Source organism: Mesorhizobium sp. M2E.F.Ca.ET.219.01.1.1, from assembly GCF_004016445.2.
Classification (GTDB): domain Bacteria; phylum Pseudomonadota; class Alphaproteobacteria; order Rhizobiales; family Rhizobiaceae; genus Mesorhizobium.
This window is the reverse complement of sequence record NZ_SADT02000001.1, coordinates 832589-846463: the sequence shown is the minus strand read 5'-3', so window position 1 is coordinate 846463 and position 13875 is coordinate 832589. Positions and strand designations below refer to the sequence as shown.

10 protein-coding genes are annotated in these 13875 nt (G+C 64.8%); 7 read left to right on the top strand and 3 right to left on the bottom strand.

Going from position 1 to position 13875, the window contains the following annotated elements; all coding sequences use genetic code 11:
• The first annotated feature begins 7 nt into the window (after window positions 1-7).
• From EN862_RS04055 to EN862_RS04045, 3 genes are read left to right on the top strand one after another with little or no spacing between them, the layout of a single operon-like run.
• Window positions 8-1624, top strand: a complete 1617-nt coding sequence (locus EN862_RS04055; protein ID WP_127864550.1) for a GMC family oxidoreductase N-terminal domain-containing protein — start codon at window positions 8-10, stop codon at window positions 1622-1624.
• On the top strand, window positions 1621-2832 hold the full coding sequence (locus EN862_RS04050; protein WP_127864549.1) for a mandelate racemase/muconate lactonizing enzyme family protein: 1212 nt from the start codon (window positions 1621-1623) through the stop codon (window positions 2830-2832). Before EN862_RS04055 ends, EN862_RS04050 begins: the two co-directional genes overlap by 4 nt.
• Window positions 2829-3755 carry an NAD(P)-dependent oxidoreductase gene (locus EN862_RS04045; protein WP_127864548.1) on the top strand — a complete coding sequence of 309 codons (927 nt, stop codon included), beginning with the start codon at window positions 2829-2831 and terminating at the stop codon, window positions 3753-3755. Before EN862_RS04050 ends, EN862_RS04045 begins: the two co-directional genes overlap by 4 nt.
• Before the next feature lie 63 nt (window positions 3756-3818).
• Here EN862_RS04045 and EN862_RS04040 read toward each other — a convergent pair whose 3' ends face one another.
• Window positions 3819-4757, bottom strand: coding sequence for a diacylglycerol kinase family protein (locus EN862_RS04040; RefSeq protein ID WP_127864547.1), 939 nt, complete (start codon window positions 4755-4757; stop codon window positions 3819-3821).
• Window positions 4758-5565: 808 nt separating this feature from the next.
• Between EN862_RS04040 and EN862_RS04035 the strand changes: the two genes are divergently transcribed.
• Together EN862_RS04035 and EN862_RS04030 are read left to right on the top strand one after the other, a co-directional pair.
• Window positions 5566-6081 carry a hypothetical protein gene (locus EN862_RS04035; RefSeq protein ID WP_127864546.1) on the top strand — a complete coding sequence of 172 codons (516 nt, stop codon included), beginning with the start codon at window positions 5566-5568 and terminating at the stop codon, window positions 6079-6081.
• A 351-nt stretch (window positions 6082-6432) separates the two neighbouring features.
• Window positions 6433-6834 (top strand): DUF2314 domain-containing protein, encoded by a 402-nt coding sequence (locus EN862_RS04030; RefSeq protein ID WP_245519493.1) that lies wholly within the window; start codon window positions 6433-6435, stop codon window positions 6832-6834.
• Window positions 6835-6836: 2 nt separating this feature from the next.
• On the opposite strand, the gene EN862_RS04025 is transcribed toward EN862_RS04030, so the two are convergent.
• Window positions 6837-7808, bottom strand: a complete 972-nt coding sequence (locus EN862_RS04025; protein WP_127864544.1) for a DUF3137 domain-containing protein — start codon at window positions 7806-7808, stop codon at window positions 6837-6839.
• Window positions 7809-7879: 71 nt separating this feature from the next.
• Window positions 7880-8923, bottom strand: a complete 1044-nt coding sequence (locus EN862_RS04020; RefSeq protein WP_127864543.1) for a CapA family protein — start codon at window positions 8921-8923, stop codon at window positions 7880-7882.
• A gap of 149 nt (window positions 8924-9072) precedes the next feature.
• Here EN862_RS04020 and EN862_RS04015 point away from each other — a divergent pair, with 149 nt between their 5' ends.
• Together EN862_RS04015 and uvrB are read left to right on the top strand one after the other, a co-directional pair.
• Entirely contained in the window at window positions 9073-10326 is a 1254-nt protein-coding gene (locus EN862_RS04015) for a hypothetical protein (protein WP_127864542.1), read from the top strand.
• 312 nt (window positions 10327-10638) lie between these two features.
• Window positions 10639-13734: an excinuclease ABC subunit UvrB gene (gene uvrB, locus EN862_RS04010; RefSeq protein ID WP_127864541.1), complete on the top strand. Its 3096-nt coding sequence runs from the start codon at window positions 10639-10641 to the stop codon at window positions 13732-13734.
• Window positions 13735-13875 lie beyond the last annotated feature (141 nt).

The following is a 13875-nucleotide window of genomic DNA, read 5'->3' as shown; positions in this document are numbered from 1 at the left end:
GCCTATCATGCAGACTTATGACTTCATCATCGTCGGCTCCGGCTCGGCCGGCTCGGTCGTTGCCGACAAATTGTCGGCCTCGGGCCGCTTTTCGGTGCTGGTGCTGGAAGCCGGCGGGACCGATCGGCGCTTCTATGTCCAGATGCCGCTCGGCTACGGCAAGACCTTCTTCGACCCGGCCGTCAACTGGAACTACAAGACCGAGCCGGATCCCGGCTTAGCGGGCAATGCCGACCACTGGCCCCGCGGCAAGCTGCTCGGCGGCTCGAGTTCAATCAACGCCATGGTCTTCATCCGCGGCGCGCGCGAGGATTTCGATGCCTGGGCCGCCGCCGGCAATCCGGGCTGGAGCTATGACGACCTCCTCCCCTCCTTCAAGGCGATGGAGGACAATGCGGCCGGCGCCGACCAATGGCGCGGCGTCGGCGGCCCCCTGCACGTCACCGATTGCTCGAACGCGGTGCATCCGCTGACCAAGCGCTATCTGGCGGCCGCCGAGCAGGCCGGCCTTCCCTTCAATCCGGACTTCAACGGCGCCTCCCAGGAAGGCGTCGGCGTCTACCAGATCACCACCAAGAACGGCCGCCGCATGTCCGCCGCCCGCGCCTTCCTGCGGCCGGCGATGAAACGCGGCAACGTTCGCGTCGAGACCAACGCGCTGGCGACAAGAATCCTGTTCGAGGGCAAGCGCGCCGTGGGTGTCGAATATGAGCAGAACGGCGAGCGGAAGACTGTCCGCGCCGGCCGCGAGGTGATCCTTTCGGGCGGCTCGATCAACTCGCCGCAATTGCTGCAGCTGTCCGGCGTCGGCCCCTCGGCGCTGCTTGGCAAGCTCGGCATACCGATCGTCCATGCCAATGACAATGTCGGCAACAATCTGCAGGACCATGTCGGCATCAACTACACATTCAAAGGCAAGCTGCCGACGCTGAACCAGATCCTGCGGCCCTGGTGGGGCAAGCTGCTCGTCGGCATGCAATACATCCTCTTGCGCTCCGGTCCGCTGTCGCTGTCGATGAACAATGCCGGCGGCTTCTTCCGCACCGATCCGTCGATGACGCGGCCGAACATGCAGCTCTATTTCCAGGCCTTCTCGACCGTCATTCCGAAGAGCGGCGAACGGCCGATCCTGACGCCCGACCCCTGGCCGGGTTTCTCCATCGGCCTGTCCAACTGCCGGCCGTCGAGCCGCGGCGAGATCATGATCCGCTCGAGCAATCCGCGCGACTATCCGAGGATCACGCCCAACGCCTATTCGACCAATGCCGATGTCGACGAGATGCTGGCGGCGGTGAAGTTCGTGCGCAAGATCGCCGCGATGCCGGCCATGGCCGAGATCATCGAGGAAGAGGTGCTGCCTGGACCGTCGATCCGGTCGGACGCCGACCTCATCCAGGATTTCAGGAAGCGCTCGGGCACCGTCTATCACCCGGTCTCGACCTGCCGCATGGGGCCGAACGCCGCGCGCGCCGTCGTCGATCCGCGGCTGAAGGTGCACGGGCTGGACGGCTTGCGCGTCATCGACGCCTCGATTTTCCCCGACAACATCACGGGCAACACCAACGCCGCCTCGATCCTGACCGGATGGAAAGGCGCCGACCTGGTTCTGGAGGATCAGAAATGAAAATCACCGACGTAAAGACCTGGGTTGTCGGCAACCCGCCGCCCGGCATCGGCGGCAAATATTTCATCTTCGTCAAGCTCACCACCAATGGCGGCGTCGTCGGCTATGGCGAGGCCTACAACGCGACCTTCTCCGCGCATGTTACCGCCAAGATGATCGAAGACATGGCCGAGCGCTACCTCGTCGGTCGCGATCCGCACGATCTCGAAAACCTGTTCCGCCGCATCTATTCCTCCGGCTTCACGCAACGCCCCGACGTCTCCGGCATGGGCTGTTTTTCCGCGCTGGAAATGGCGTGCTGGGACATCATCGGCAAGGAGGCCGGCAAACCGGTCTACAAGCTGCTTGGCGGCCAGGTGCACGAGACGCTGCGCTCCTATACCTATCTCTATCCGCACACCGGCAGCGTCCATTCGGAAGATGCGCGCGGCCGGAATGTCTACAACGACCCCGACATGGCTGCCGCCTGCGCGCTCGAATATGTCGAGCAGGGCTTCAACGCCGTGAAGCTCGACCCGGCCGGCCCCTACACCGCCTATGACGGCCACCAGCCGCGCCTGATCGACATCGACCTTTCGGCGCGCATGATCAAGGCGATCCGTGAGGCTGTCGGCACCAGGGCCGACATCCTTTTCGGCACGCATGGCCAGTTCACCGCATCCGGCGCGCTGCGCCTGGCGCGCGCCATCGAGCCTTACGATCCGCTGTGGTTCGAGGAGCCGGTGCCGCCGGATATGCCGGAGGTGATGGCGCAGGTCGCACGCGGGACCTCGATCCCGATCGCCACCGGCGAGCGGCTGACCACGAAATTCGAGTTCGCCCGCGTCATCGAAAACCGCGCCGCGACCATCCTGCAGCCGGATCTCGGCCGCTCCGGCGGCATCCTCGAAACCAAGAAGATCGCCGCCATGGCCGAGGCCTACCACATCCAGGTGGCGCCGCATTGCTATTGCGGCCCGATCGTCGGCGCCGCGAACATCCAGCTGGCCGTCACGCTGCCCAACTTCCTCATCCTGGAATCGCTAAAGCAGTGGGACGGTTTCCATGCCACCCTGCTCAAGAAGAAGATCGAATGGCAGGACGGCAACGTCATTCCGTCGAAGGAGCCCGGCCTCGGCGTCGAGCTCAACGAGGCGGTCTGCGACGCGCACCCCTACAGCGGCAAGGACCTGCATCTGCAGATGATGCAGACGCCGTTGATGCCGTGACCCCCGCTTACGCCTTCATCGGCCTCGGCCATCTCGGCGGCAACCTCGCCGCCAGCCTGCTGCGCCACGGCTTCGCCGTCACCGTGGTCGACCGCAACCCGGCCGCGGTCGAGCGCCTCGTCGCGCTCGGAGCGACGGCAGCGGCGAGGCCGGCCGAGGCCGCCGCTCGCGCCGGCAATGCGATCACCTGCCTGCCCTCGCCGAAGGTCAGCGAAGCGGTGCTCGCCGGCCCGGACGGATTGCTCGAGGGTCTGCCCGCGGGCGGTACCTGGATCGAAATGTCGACCAATGGCCGCGACGAGATTCTGCGGCTCGCCGCACTCGCTTCGGCAAAGGGCATCGAGACGCTGGAATGCCCGGTCACCGGCGGCGTGCATCTGGCGGCGGCGGGCAGGATCACCGCGCTCGTCGGTGGCGATCCCGCACTCTACGAGAAGCACTGGCCGGCGATCGAGGCGATGTGCGCGAAATCCTTCCTGATGGGCCCGATCGGCTCGGCGGCGGTGATCAAGGTCATCACCAATATGCTGGCCTTCATCCATCTCGTCGCTGCCGGCGAGGCGCTGATGCTGGCCAAGCAAGGCGGGCTCGACCTTGCTCAGGCCTACCACGCCATCGTCGCCTCCTCCGGCAACAGCTTCGTCCATGAGACCGAAAGCCAGCTCGTGCTCAACGGCTCCTACGATATCGGCTTCACCATGGACCTGGCGCTGAAGGACCTTGGCTTCGCGCTCGCGATGGGCCGGGATTTCGGCGCGCCGCTCGATCTGGCGACACGCGTCAACGCGATCTTCGAGGAAGGCAAGCGCGCCTATGGCGGCGACGCCTGGTCGACGCAGATCGTCAAGCTGCTCGAGGATGCGGTCGGCGTGGAGCTTCGCGCGCCGGGCTTTCCGGCCAGGCTCGAACTACAATCCGGCTAAAATTTAGCCAGCTGTTTCAATCGCCTGACTGCGCCGGTTGAATCAAACCGTCAGCCAGTTGATTCAACCTCTTAAGGTCAGCGCGCCGGGCAGGATCTCAAAAGTCGCCGGAATCCGGCCAGGCGACTCCCCGTCTATGTCGACCAGCGCGCCGTTCTTCTCGGCATCGCCCAGAGGCTCGACCAGCACCTTTCGGCCACGCAGGATGGTGATGGCCGGATGGTTGCGGTGGCGTCCGCCATAGAGCAGGCGGATGTCCCTTATCAGCCCGAGCTTGCCGGCGGCGCGCAGGATGACGATGTCGAACTGGCCATCGGTGAGCTCGGCGTCCGGGGCGATCATCATGCCGCCGCCGAAGAATTTGCCGTTGGCCACCGCCACCAGGGCCATGCGCGCCTCGACCGGCTCGCCGTCGTCGATGGTGATCCGGACGTCCTGGAAGCGATAGCGGGCGAACTCCAGCACCGTGCGCCAGAAGAACAGCGCCTTGGCCGAGACCCTGCCCTTGCGCTTGTCGGCATTGACGGCGCGGTCGGTGGCGCCGGACAGGCCCAAGCTGGCAATGTTGATGAAATGGCGGCTGGCCAGAGCGCCGTGGTCGTCGATGTAGCAGACGCGGCCGGCGTCGATTTTGCGGCCCTTGGCATCCGCGATTTGCTTGACCGAGGCGTCTATGCCGCGCGGCAGGCCAAGCCCGCGCGCGAAGTCGATGCCGGTGCCGCAAGGCAGAAGTCCAAGCGCGCTTTCATGACCGATCTCGGATTGTGCCTGCAAAAGCCCGTCGGCCACCTCGCTGGCGGTGCCGTCGCCGCCGGCGGCAATCACCAGCTCGCATCCGCTGGCGGCGAGGTCGATCGCCAGCCGCTCGGCATCGCCGCTGGCTTGCGTCTCGCGGAGATCGAAATCGCGGAAATTCGCCTTGAGCGATGCCGCGGCCTCCGCCCAATGCCGCTTGAGCCTACCGCCTCCGGCAATCGGATTGAGAACCACCCCGACCTTCAATCCGACCTCCCCCGAGGCACATCGCGCGAAATGCGCGGCGGAGTTCATGCTGGCGCCCAAACTCTTTTGCCGACATTCAAACTCGGACCGGCCGGCGGAGCAAGGCTCCAGCATCCAAGGTCGCTAAAAAAGCAGGGCAGGCTGTCTAAGGGGTTCGGCCGCCGAATTCCGAGGCTTTTGCCTTTGGTCCCCGATAATCCCGCTATCCACAGGCGGGTGGGCATTCCGCAAACCGCTTACCCGGCGTACATTCAACCCATCTCAGGCGGCCACTGAACGCCCCAGCCGAAAGGCAAAAGCGCAAGGCGGATTTCCTGAGGCCCGTACGGCCCAGAACGAGAGCAGGTTCGCCTGTTGGAGGGACGGATGCCGAGACCTACGGGTGCCGCGGAAAGCGTGCCAACGCCGACGGCGGACCGATGCTGCCATGAAGGCCGGGAAAAACCTTCGATGGCACGCTGGGCGAAGCCCGCAAGGGTGGAGATCGGCGTGGTCTGGAACGGGCGCTGCCCTCGGGTGGCGACTGGCAGGACCGTCAAAATCAAGGCTGGCCTGGCGCGACGACTTTAGGGAAGTTGCTGCCTCAACCGGCTCCTGATCTGACAGGGAGGCGCTGGGAGAAATCCCAGCGCCAACTGTCTTTTGGGATGGCCAGGCCTGCCTGAGGCATTTCTGTCACAGTCGCCGCCTGAGCAAACCTTCGGAAACGCCCCGTCATCCACATTTCACAATCGCGGCCAAATCCCGCCTTGTTCGGCGCGGATTGATACAAGTGGGGAATGGGTAGCGAATTCGAAGGGACAAGACCGTGATCAAGACCGCCCTTGTCGCTATGACCATCGTCGGCTGCGACTGCGACGCCAAGCTGTGCGAATATGTCGGCGAGACGCCGGCCAAATGGGCGACGATCGCCGACTGCGAAGCGGCGATGAAGAGCCAGATGCTGCATCAGCGCAACTTCAACTATCCGCTGGTTTCGGGCATCTGCCGCGTCAAGGGCTCGGCCTCTTCGTCCGAGCTTGCGGCGAAAGCCTCCAGGCCGGATCTGAAGCCCAGGAACCGCGTCGGCGAAACCATCGCCCCGCTGCCGCCCGAGCTCGACCATCGCCCAAGCGTTCCGGTCGGCGGAACGGTGACCGCCAGCGAAACAGAAGCCGCAAAGCCCGTCGCCTTCGACGGATCGGTCGATGGCGGCCGCGCCGTGCTTTACCGCACCAAGGCCGGCTATGCCGTGGTCAAGACCGACCTCAGCCGCGCCGCCGGCGCGACCGTGGACGCGGCGAAGCGCTCGGCAAGCTGGCTGGCCGGTCTGACCGGGTTGTAAGCCCATCCAAAGCGCGTTGAGATTCGGGTGAGGCCGGCCTCACCTGAATATCGAAACGCCTTACAGCTTGATCTTGAGAGTCTCCCAGAACTGCATTGTCCTGGTCGCCGATGCGCGTGATGAATAGCAGACCCTGGTTCCGATGTAGCGCTTATCATTTCGATGACGGTTGACGTGGGCCACTTTGCAAACCACCCGGTTGATCACGTCCCCGCGATGCGGAAAGATAGAGGCCTTTCTGAAGTTGGGGGCCCTTCGATGACCTTGGCTGTTCGCGCCGCACTGTGTCTTGTCTCTGTGTTGGGGTCGGCGACGGCCGGCGCTCAAGCTACCGATCCGAACGATGACCACGTGACCATATTCGCTCCCGGCGATCCGGAAATGGCAGCCGCGACAAAGCAGGCGCTTGCCAGCCTCGACGAGTTCCTCGCGCTCGCCGACAGCCCTCCAGCCGGCACATCGCGCTTCAAGCTGAAGGTGAAGGTAAAGGACGGCAATATCACCGAGCATTTCTGGGTCGTGCCCTTCCGCCGCACCGAAGCCGGATTCGTCGGAATCCTGTCGAACCAGCCCGCCGAGGTGCATAACGTCGTGCTCGGCCAGAACATCGAATTCACCAGGGATGACATTTCCGACTGGGGCTACACCAGGAACGGCCATCAGGTCGGCAGCTTCACCGCCTGCGTGATGTTCAAAAGGATGTCGAAGGAGGAAGCCGACGACATGCGCACCAGGTTCGGCTTCGACTGCTGAGCTTAATCCAGCGCTTCGTCTCTTGCGCCTATCTTGCGCACCAGCGCTGCCGTCGCCAGCATGGCGCCGAGATCAGTGATCATCGGCGCAACGTGCCTGTTGTAGTCGATCGGTTCCGAAATATGCGGCAGCTCGAAGAAGTTCTTCGAGCGCGGCATCAGCAGAAAACCGTCGCTGCCGCTGAGCGCCACCCTGGCCTGGTCGTGGGGCCATGTCTCGCGCAGCCAGGTCAGCGCCTGCGCCATCCGGCCGGTGACCAGCGGCCGCGCCGCCTCGACATTGTCGGTGCGGAATTCGTAGGTGCCATCGAGGTCTTCGACGCCGGATGACAGTTCCTGCATCTTCGAAGCGAACATGCCGCGGAAGAAATGCGCCACCTTACCGGCCTTGCGCGCCGCGACCAGCGTGCCCGGGAACGGCTCGATGGTCTCGAAGGCGACGATGACGCCCTTGAAAGCGGTCGTCTCGCTCTTGCCGGAGCCTTCCCAGAGCTTGGCCTCGTAGAGCTCGAAGGGAAAATCCTCATAGCGTCCGGAAATGACGTCGTCGAAGCTCTGCCGGTTGAAGGCGCCTACCGTTTCCCGCGGCATCCTGTCGAAGGAGTTCGGCCGCGCGCCATGCTGGTAGCGGACATCGCGCACGAAGCCGAAGATCATCGGCAGCAGCGTGTCGCGGAACGACTGCTGCAGCCGGGTCGCCGGCCGCAGCGCCTGGAAATAGAGCACCACCGCAACGATCACGCCGCCGAGATAGAGAAAGACATGCGGCGTCGAGAGCCACTGTTCGTGCGGATCGGCGGCGGCGTTGAACAGCCAGGCTATCAGCGCGACAAAGACGACGACCAGGCCGACGAACACCGGCACCCGCCAGCGAACCTGTCTCTGAACCGACGCCCGTTTCGCCTCATACTCCTCGATGCCGCGCCTGATGCCCGCGATCACCGCCTCGCTCGGCATGAAATCCGCTGCTTCCATGGCCACCCCCGGCCGCCGCTGAGATCGGCTCATGATAGCGGCTTTTGCGCGAAAGTCGCCTGTGCCCGCGGCTATGCCTCCGCCGTGGAAAAAACCGCCTCCAGCCGGGCGGCCACCTGCCGCTTGAGCGCGCCATCCAGAGCCTCGATCGGCACCAGTCGCTCATGGTTGCCTGCCCGCAGCCGCACGAAGAAATGCATCTTGTAGGCGGCGATGGCGCCGCGCGTGGCCGGATCGGCGCTGACATCGACCACGAATATCGAGCCGATGCGTGCCGGCCATGGCAGCCTGGCCAAGGCAGTGCCGAGGAAATCGCCAAGGCCATAGGCGATCACGCTGCCGCCGATACGCTCGACCGGTTGCACGACATGGGCGTGATGCCCGACGATCAGCCCAGCGCCATAGTCCGCCAGCCGCTTCGCCAACGCCCGCGTCGCCGGCCTCGGAAAATGCCGGAACTCCCAATCCCAATGCGGCACCGCGCAAAGCAGGTCGATGTCGGAAGCACCCTCGCGCGACCATTTGGCGGCACGCACGGAGATACGTTCCTCAAATGGCGCGGCGCCGGTGTTACGCCAGAGCGTGAAGGCAGCAAAGCCGATGGTCAGCGATCCGACGGCATGACGCTGGACAGGTCCGCCGGCAACCGTGCCGATGGTGCGGATCCCGAGCCGATCGAGCGCCGCGACCGTTTCCTCGAAACCGGCAATCCCCTGGTCGAGCACATGGTTGTTGGCCAATGACAGCACGAGCCTGTCGCGCGCGATGCCCGCGACTGCGAGCGCACTGGCCAGGAAATTCTCGCTCATCGCATGATGCGTGCCGAGCCATGTACCCATCGCCGCGCGTGGGCGCTCGACGATCGGGCTTTCGCAATTGCCGACCACGAGGTCGGCGGATGAAAGCAGCGCGGCGATCGCCGGATCGCATTCCGGGGCATCGCGATTGGCGACCGCCGAGATGTCGCCGACGAACGCCAGCCGCACCGTCCGCATCGGCGGCGGATCGATCAAGCTCGCCGCCGGCACCGCGAAACCGCTTCCGTCGCCGCCAAGCGAGGGTCTCAGCAGGCGCGGCAGCCATGACAGCTTGTAGGAAAGTGGATAGTTCGACACGGGCAGGTCCAGTTTTATCCTCTGTAGACTGTCTGTCCGGCTGGTTGAAGCCGGACGCCATTGCGAAAGCGCGCCCGCCGGTCGGCACGGACCGGAGGACGCCTTGGGCCAAATGCGTGTATGCTCACAACATGACGCAGTGGAGGGCGATGACGATGCGTAGAGCGATCCTTGCAGCAGCCTTGTTTGCATTTCTGCCGGCGTCCTTCGCCTGGGCGGAGATGCCGGACGCAGCCAAGTCCCTGTTCGAGGCGAAGAGCGTGGCCGAGCGGAACACGGCGCTGTCGACGCTGGAGGCGGCGGCCAAGGACCCGGCATCGGCCTATGCTGCGGGCGCGGGCGAATTCTTCACCGCGCTGGAGCTCCTCGCCGGCGGTTTGCATCGCCACGGCTTCGAGAGCCCGAAATCCTTCATGCTGCCGCTGATGCAGCTGCCCGTGCCGGACAACCCGAACCCGCAGCCGCTGACCTATGAGGAATTCCGCGCCATCCTGGTCGCCTTCCGCGACCGGCTGGAAAAATCCGCCGCAACGCTGGGTTCCGTGCCAAACGATGCCGATATCGGCATGGTGGTCGACCTCACCCGCGTCGGCATCGATCTCAACGAGGATGGCAATATAGCGCCCGACGAAAGCATCGCCGCCGTCATGGCCTCGCTCGCCCACGGCAGCATCGACACCGGCAACGCCGCGCCTGCACTCACCTTCCGCTTCGATCGCGCCGATGGTTTCTGGCTGCAAGGCTATGCCGAGTTCCTGATGGCGCAGGCCGATTTCTGGCTGGCGCATGATTTCAGGGCCATGTTCGACGGCTCCTTCCACATGCTGTTCCCGCGCGCCAAGCTGCCTTTGCAGGATGCACTGGTGCCGCCGGATGGCGGCATGGGCGGCAGCGTCTTCGCCTCGGAATGGCGCTTCGCCGACTTCGTCTCGCTGGTGCATCTCGTCAACTGGCCGGTGGTCGAGCCGGAGCGCCGGCAGGCCGCGCGACGCCACCTGCTGGAGATGATCCGGCTGTCGCGCGAGGACTGGAAGGCGATCCTGGCCGAGACCGACAATGACCGCGAATGGCTGCCGGGGCCGCAGCAGAAAGGCGCCAATCCTCTGACCGGCCTCGCGGTCGGCCAGGAGCAGGTGACGGCCTGGCTCGCCACGCTGACCATGGCCGAGGACCTTCTCGAAGGCCGCGTGCTGCTGCCGCATTTCCGCATCGCTGGCAAGGGCATCAACATGAAGCGTTTCTTCGACGAGCCCAAACCCTTCGACCTCGTTCTGTCGATCACCGGCCCCGGCATCGCGCCCTATCTGGAAAGCGGCAGGATCCTCACCAGCGACGATTTCGGCCAGATCCGGCGCGAGTTTGGCGGCGCTGGGTTTTTGACATTCGCGCTGTGGTTCAATTGAGTCTTGGGTTCCTCGCCTCCACGGACGTGGGGGAGAGCTGGCTCGACGAAGCCGAGACGGAGAGGGGGCGCCGGGTTGGGCGGCGAAAGCGCCTCGAAATGAAAAGGGCTTTCGCCTTACGAAGCCCCCTCTCCGTCCGCTTCGCGGACACCTCTCCCGCCAGAGGCGGGTCGAGGAATCGGGTCGGCGTTAGCCTCGCCCATCGGATCATGACGTCTCTCCTGACAGCCTTCTGTCAGCAGCGTCCGCGCTTGGGCAGCGCCGTTTCACTCGGCCCTTTCCATTTCGGCCGAGTCCACCCATATTCGGCCCATGGCCAGACATCCTGACAAGAAGACGCCTTCGCAAGACGGCGCGCCGAAGCGGCGCAGCCCGCTGACCGACTTCCTCGACGCCGCCGAGCCGTTGAACCCCGGCGGCTTCGCCGAGGCGCCGCAGGCCGAGTTTTCCGGCGCGCCCCTGACCGGCTCGATCTCCGATTGGGCCGGGCAGATCGAGCGCGAGGCGGAAAAGCAGCCGAAGGCGAAAGCACCGAAGAAGATCCCCGAGCGCTCGTCGGCGCCGGGGCGTACGGCGCGCGGCACCTCGATGGGCGGCGCGGCTTCGGCCAAGGAACGCGCCGCCGCCGGCCTCAACCCGGTCGCCGGCCTCGACATCAGCCTGGAGGATGCCGAGACGGTTTCGTCGAGCGGTGTCACCGCGACTGTCGCTGCCCTGTCGGCGCTGATCGAATCCGGCAATCCGCTGCACAAGGACGGCCAGCTCTGGACGCCGCACCGTCCGGCCCGGCCGGAAAAGTCGGAAGGCGGCATCGCCATCAAGATGGTGTCGGACTTCGAGCCCGCCGGCGATCAGCCGACCGCCATCAAAGACCTCGTCGAAGGCGTCGAGCGGAACGATCGCACCCAGGTGCTTCTCGGCGTCACCGGCTCCGGCAAGACCTTCACCATGGCCAAGGTGATCGAGGAGACGCAGCGCCCTGCCCTGATCCTGGCGCCCAACAAGACGCTGGCCGCGCAACTCTACGCCGAGTTCAAGAAATTCTTCCCCGAGAACGCGGTCGAGTATTTCGTCTCCTACTACGACTATTACCAGCCGGAGGCCTACGTCCCGCGCACCGACACCTATATCGAGAAAGAATCCTCGATCAACGAGCAGATCGACCGCATGCGCCACTCGGCGACGCGCTCGCTGCTCGAACGCGACGACGTCATCATCGTCGCTTCCGTCTCCTGCATTTATGGTATCGGCTCGGTCGAGACCTATACGGCGATGACTTTCCAGATGCAGGTCGGCGACCGGCTCGACCAGCGCTCGCTTCTCGCCGACCTCGTCGCCCAGCAGTACAAACGGCAGGACATCAACTTCGTGCGCGGCTCGTTCCGCGTGCGCGGCGACACGATCGAGATCTTTCCAGCCCACCTCGAGGACCGCGCCTGGCGCATCTCGATGTTCGGTGACGAGATCGAGTCCATCACCGAATTCGATCCGCTGACCGGCCAGAAGACCGGCGAGCTGAAAAGCGTCAAGATCTACGCCAATTCGCACTATGTGACTCCGCGCCCGACCTTGAATCAAGCCATCAAGTCGATCAAGGAAGAACTCAAGCATCGCCTGCAAGAGCTTGAAAAGGCTGGACGCTTGCTGGAGGCGCAGCGGCTGGAGCAGCGCACGCGCTTCGACCTGGAGATGCTGGAGGCGACCGGCTCCTGCGCCGGCATCGAGAACTATTCGCGCTATCTCACCGGCCGCGCCCCGGGCGAGCCGCCGCCGACTTTGTTCGAATATGTGCCGGACAATGCGTTGATCTTCATCGATGAGAGCCACGTGACCGTGCCGCAGATCGGCGGCATGTATCGCGGCGACTTCCGCCGCAAGGCGACGCTGGCGGAGTACGGCTTCCGCCTGCCTTCCTGCATGGACAACCGGCCGCTGCGCTTCGAGGAATGGGACGCCATGCGCCCGCTGTCGGTCGCGGTTTCGGCGACGCCCGGCGGCTGGGAACTGGAGCAGTCCGGCGGCGTCTTCGCCGAGCAGGTCATCCGCCCGACCGGGCTGATCGATCCGCCGGTCGAGGTGCGCCCGGCCAAGAGCCAGGTCGACGACGTGGTCGGCGAGATCCGCGAGACGACAAGGCTCGGCTATCGCACGCTGGTTACCGTTCTCACCAAGCGCATGGCCGAGGACCTGACCGAATATCTGCATGAGAACGGCATCCGCGTCCGCTACATGCATTCCGACATAGACACGCTGGAACGCATCGAGATCCTGCGCGACCTCCGCCTCGGCGCCTTCGACGTGCTAGTCGGCATCAACCTGCTGCGCGAGGGTCTCGACATCCCCGAATGCGGCTTCGTCGCCATTCTCGATGCCGACAAGGAAGGCTTCCTGCGTTCCGAAACCTCGCTGATCCAGACCATCGGGCGCGCCGCCCGCAATGTCGACGGCAAGGTCATCCTCTATGCCGACCAGATCACCGGTTCGATGGAGCGGGCGATGGCGGAAACCAACCGCCGCCGCGAGAAGCAGATGGAGTGGAACGCCGCCAACGGCATCACGCCGGAATCGGTCAAGTCGCGCATCGCCGACATTCTCGATTCGGTCTACGAGAAGGACCACGTCCGCGCCGACATCTCGCAGTTCACCGACGACGCCGGCGCGATGATCGGCAACAATCTGAAAACCCATCTCGAGGCGCTGGACAAGCAGATGCGCGATGCCGCCGCCAATCTCGATTTCGAGAAGGCCGCGCGCGTTCGCGACGAGATCAAGCGCCTGCGCGAGATGGAGCTTGCCATCTCCGACGACCCGCTGGCGCGCGAGGTGGAAAGCCAAAGTCCCGCATCGGGCCGCGAAAAGGGCAAGCATAACAAGGGCGTGGCCAGGCATCGCACAGCCGAGGAGCAGGAGCGTTTCCGCAGGCTCGACGAAGCCCGCGCTGCCGAAGAGGCGGCCAAGGCGGCCCGGCCCAACCTGTTCCGCAAGCCGCATCTCGACGAGATGGGCGCCGACGGCGCCGTGCCGGTGAAGAAGCCGCTCTTCGCCAAGCCTTCGATCGACGACATGGGCCCCGGTACGGACATGGCGACCCCGGCGGGCGCGGTGTCGCGCTCGCTGTTCAAGAAGCAGACGGCGCAGGAAGCGCATGGCTCCGATTTCGGTATCCCCGGCGACCGCGCCAAGCCGTTGTTCAGGAAAAACTCGCTCGACGAGATGACGGTGCGGCGGACGGAAAAGCCGGTCGAGGGAAAAGCGCCGGCGAAGCCGAAGCCTATTTCCCCCACGCCGGAAGGCCGCGACGACAAACCGATCGTCCGCCAGCGTTCGGGCATCGGCTCCTACGAGGACCCGGCCGACGAGCGCCGCCAGAAGCGGCGTCCGGGCAAGACTGGACGGCCGGGGCAGTAGCGCCTTTTTCCTTCTCCCCTTGTGGGAGAAGGGAAGCACTTCACCGCCCTCTTGCAATCCGCCCTTCCCCCGGTGTACCCAATCTCCCAACTCGAACATCCGGAAAGGAGGGCTGCGTGTTTATCGATCACCATCGTCAGC

Excerpts from the sequence above, each read along its gene's own strand:
- EN862_RS04055 (WP_127864550.1), top strand. The coding sequence starts at position 8 with ATGCAGACTTATGACTTCATCATCGTCGGCTCCGGCTCGGCCGGCTCG.
- EN862_RS04050 (WP_127864549.1), top strand. The coding sequence starts at position 1,621 with ATGAAAATCACCGACGTAAAGACCTGGGTTGTCGGCAACCCGCCGCCC.
- EN862_RS04025 (WP_127864544.1), bottom strand. The coding sequence starts at position 7,808 with ATGGAAGCAGCGGATTTCATGCCGAGCGAGGCGGTGATCGCGGGCATC.
- EN862_RS04015 (WP_127864542.1), top strand. The coding sequence starts at position 9,073 with ATGACGATGCGTAGAGCGATCCTTGCAGCAGCCTTGTTTGCATTTCTG.
- uvrB (WP_127864541.1), top strand. The coding sequence starts at position 10,639 with ATGGCCAGACATCCTGACAAGAAGACGCCTTCGCAAGACGGCGCGCCG.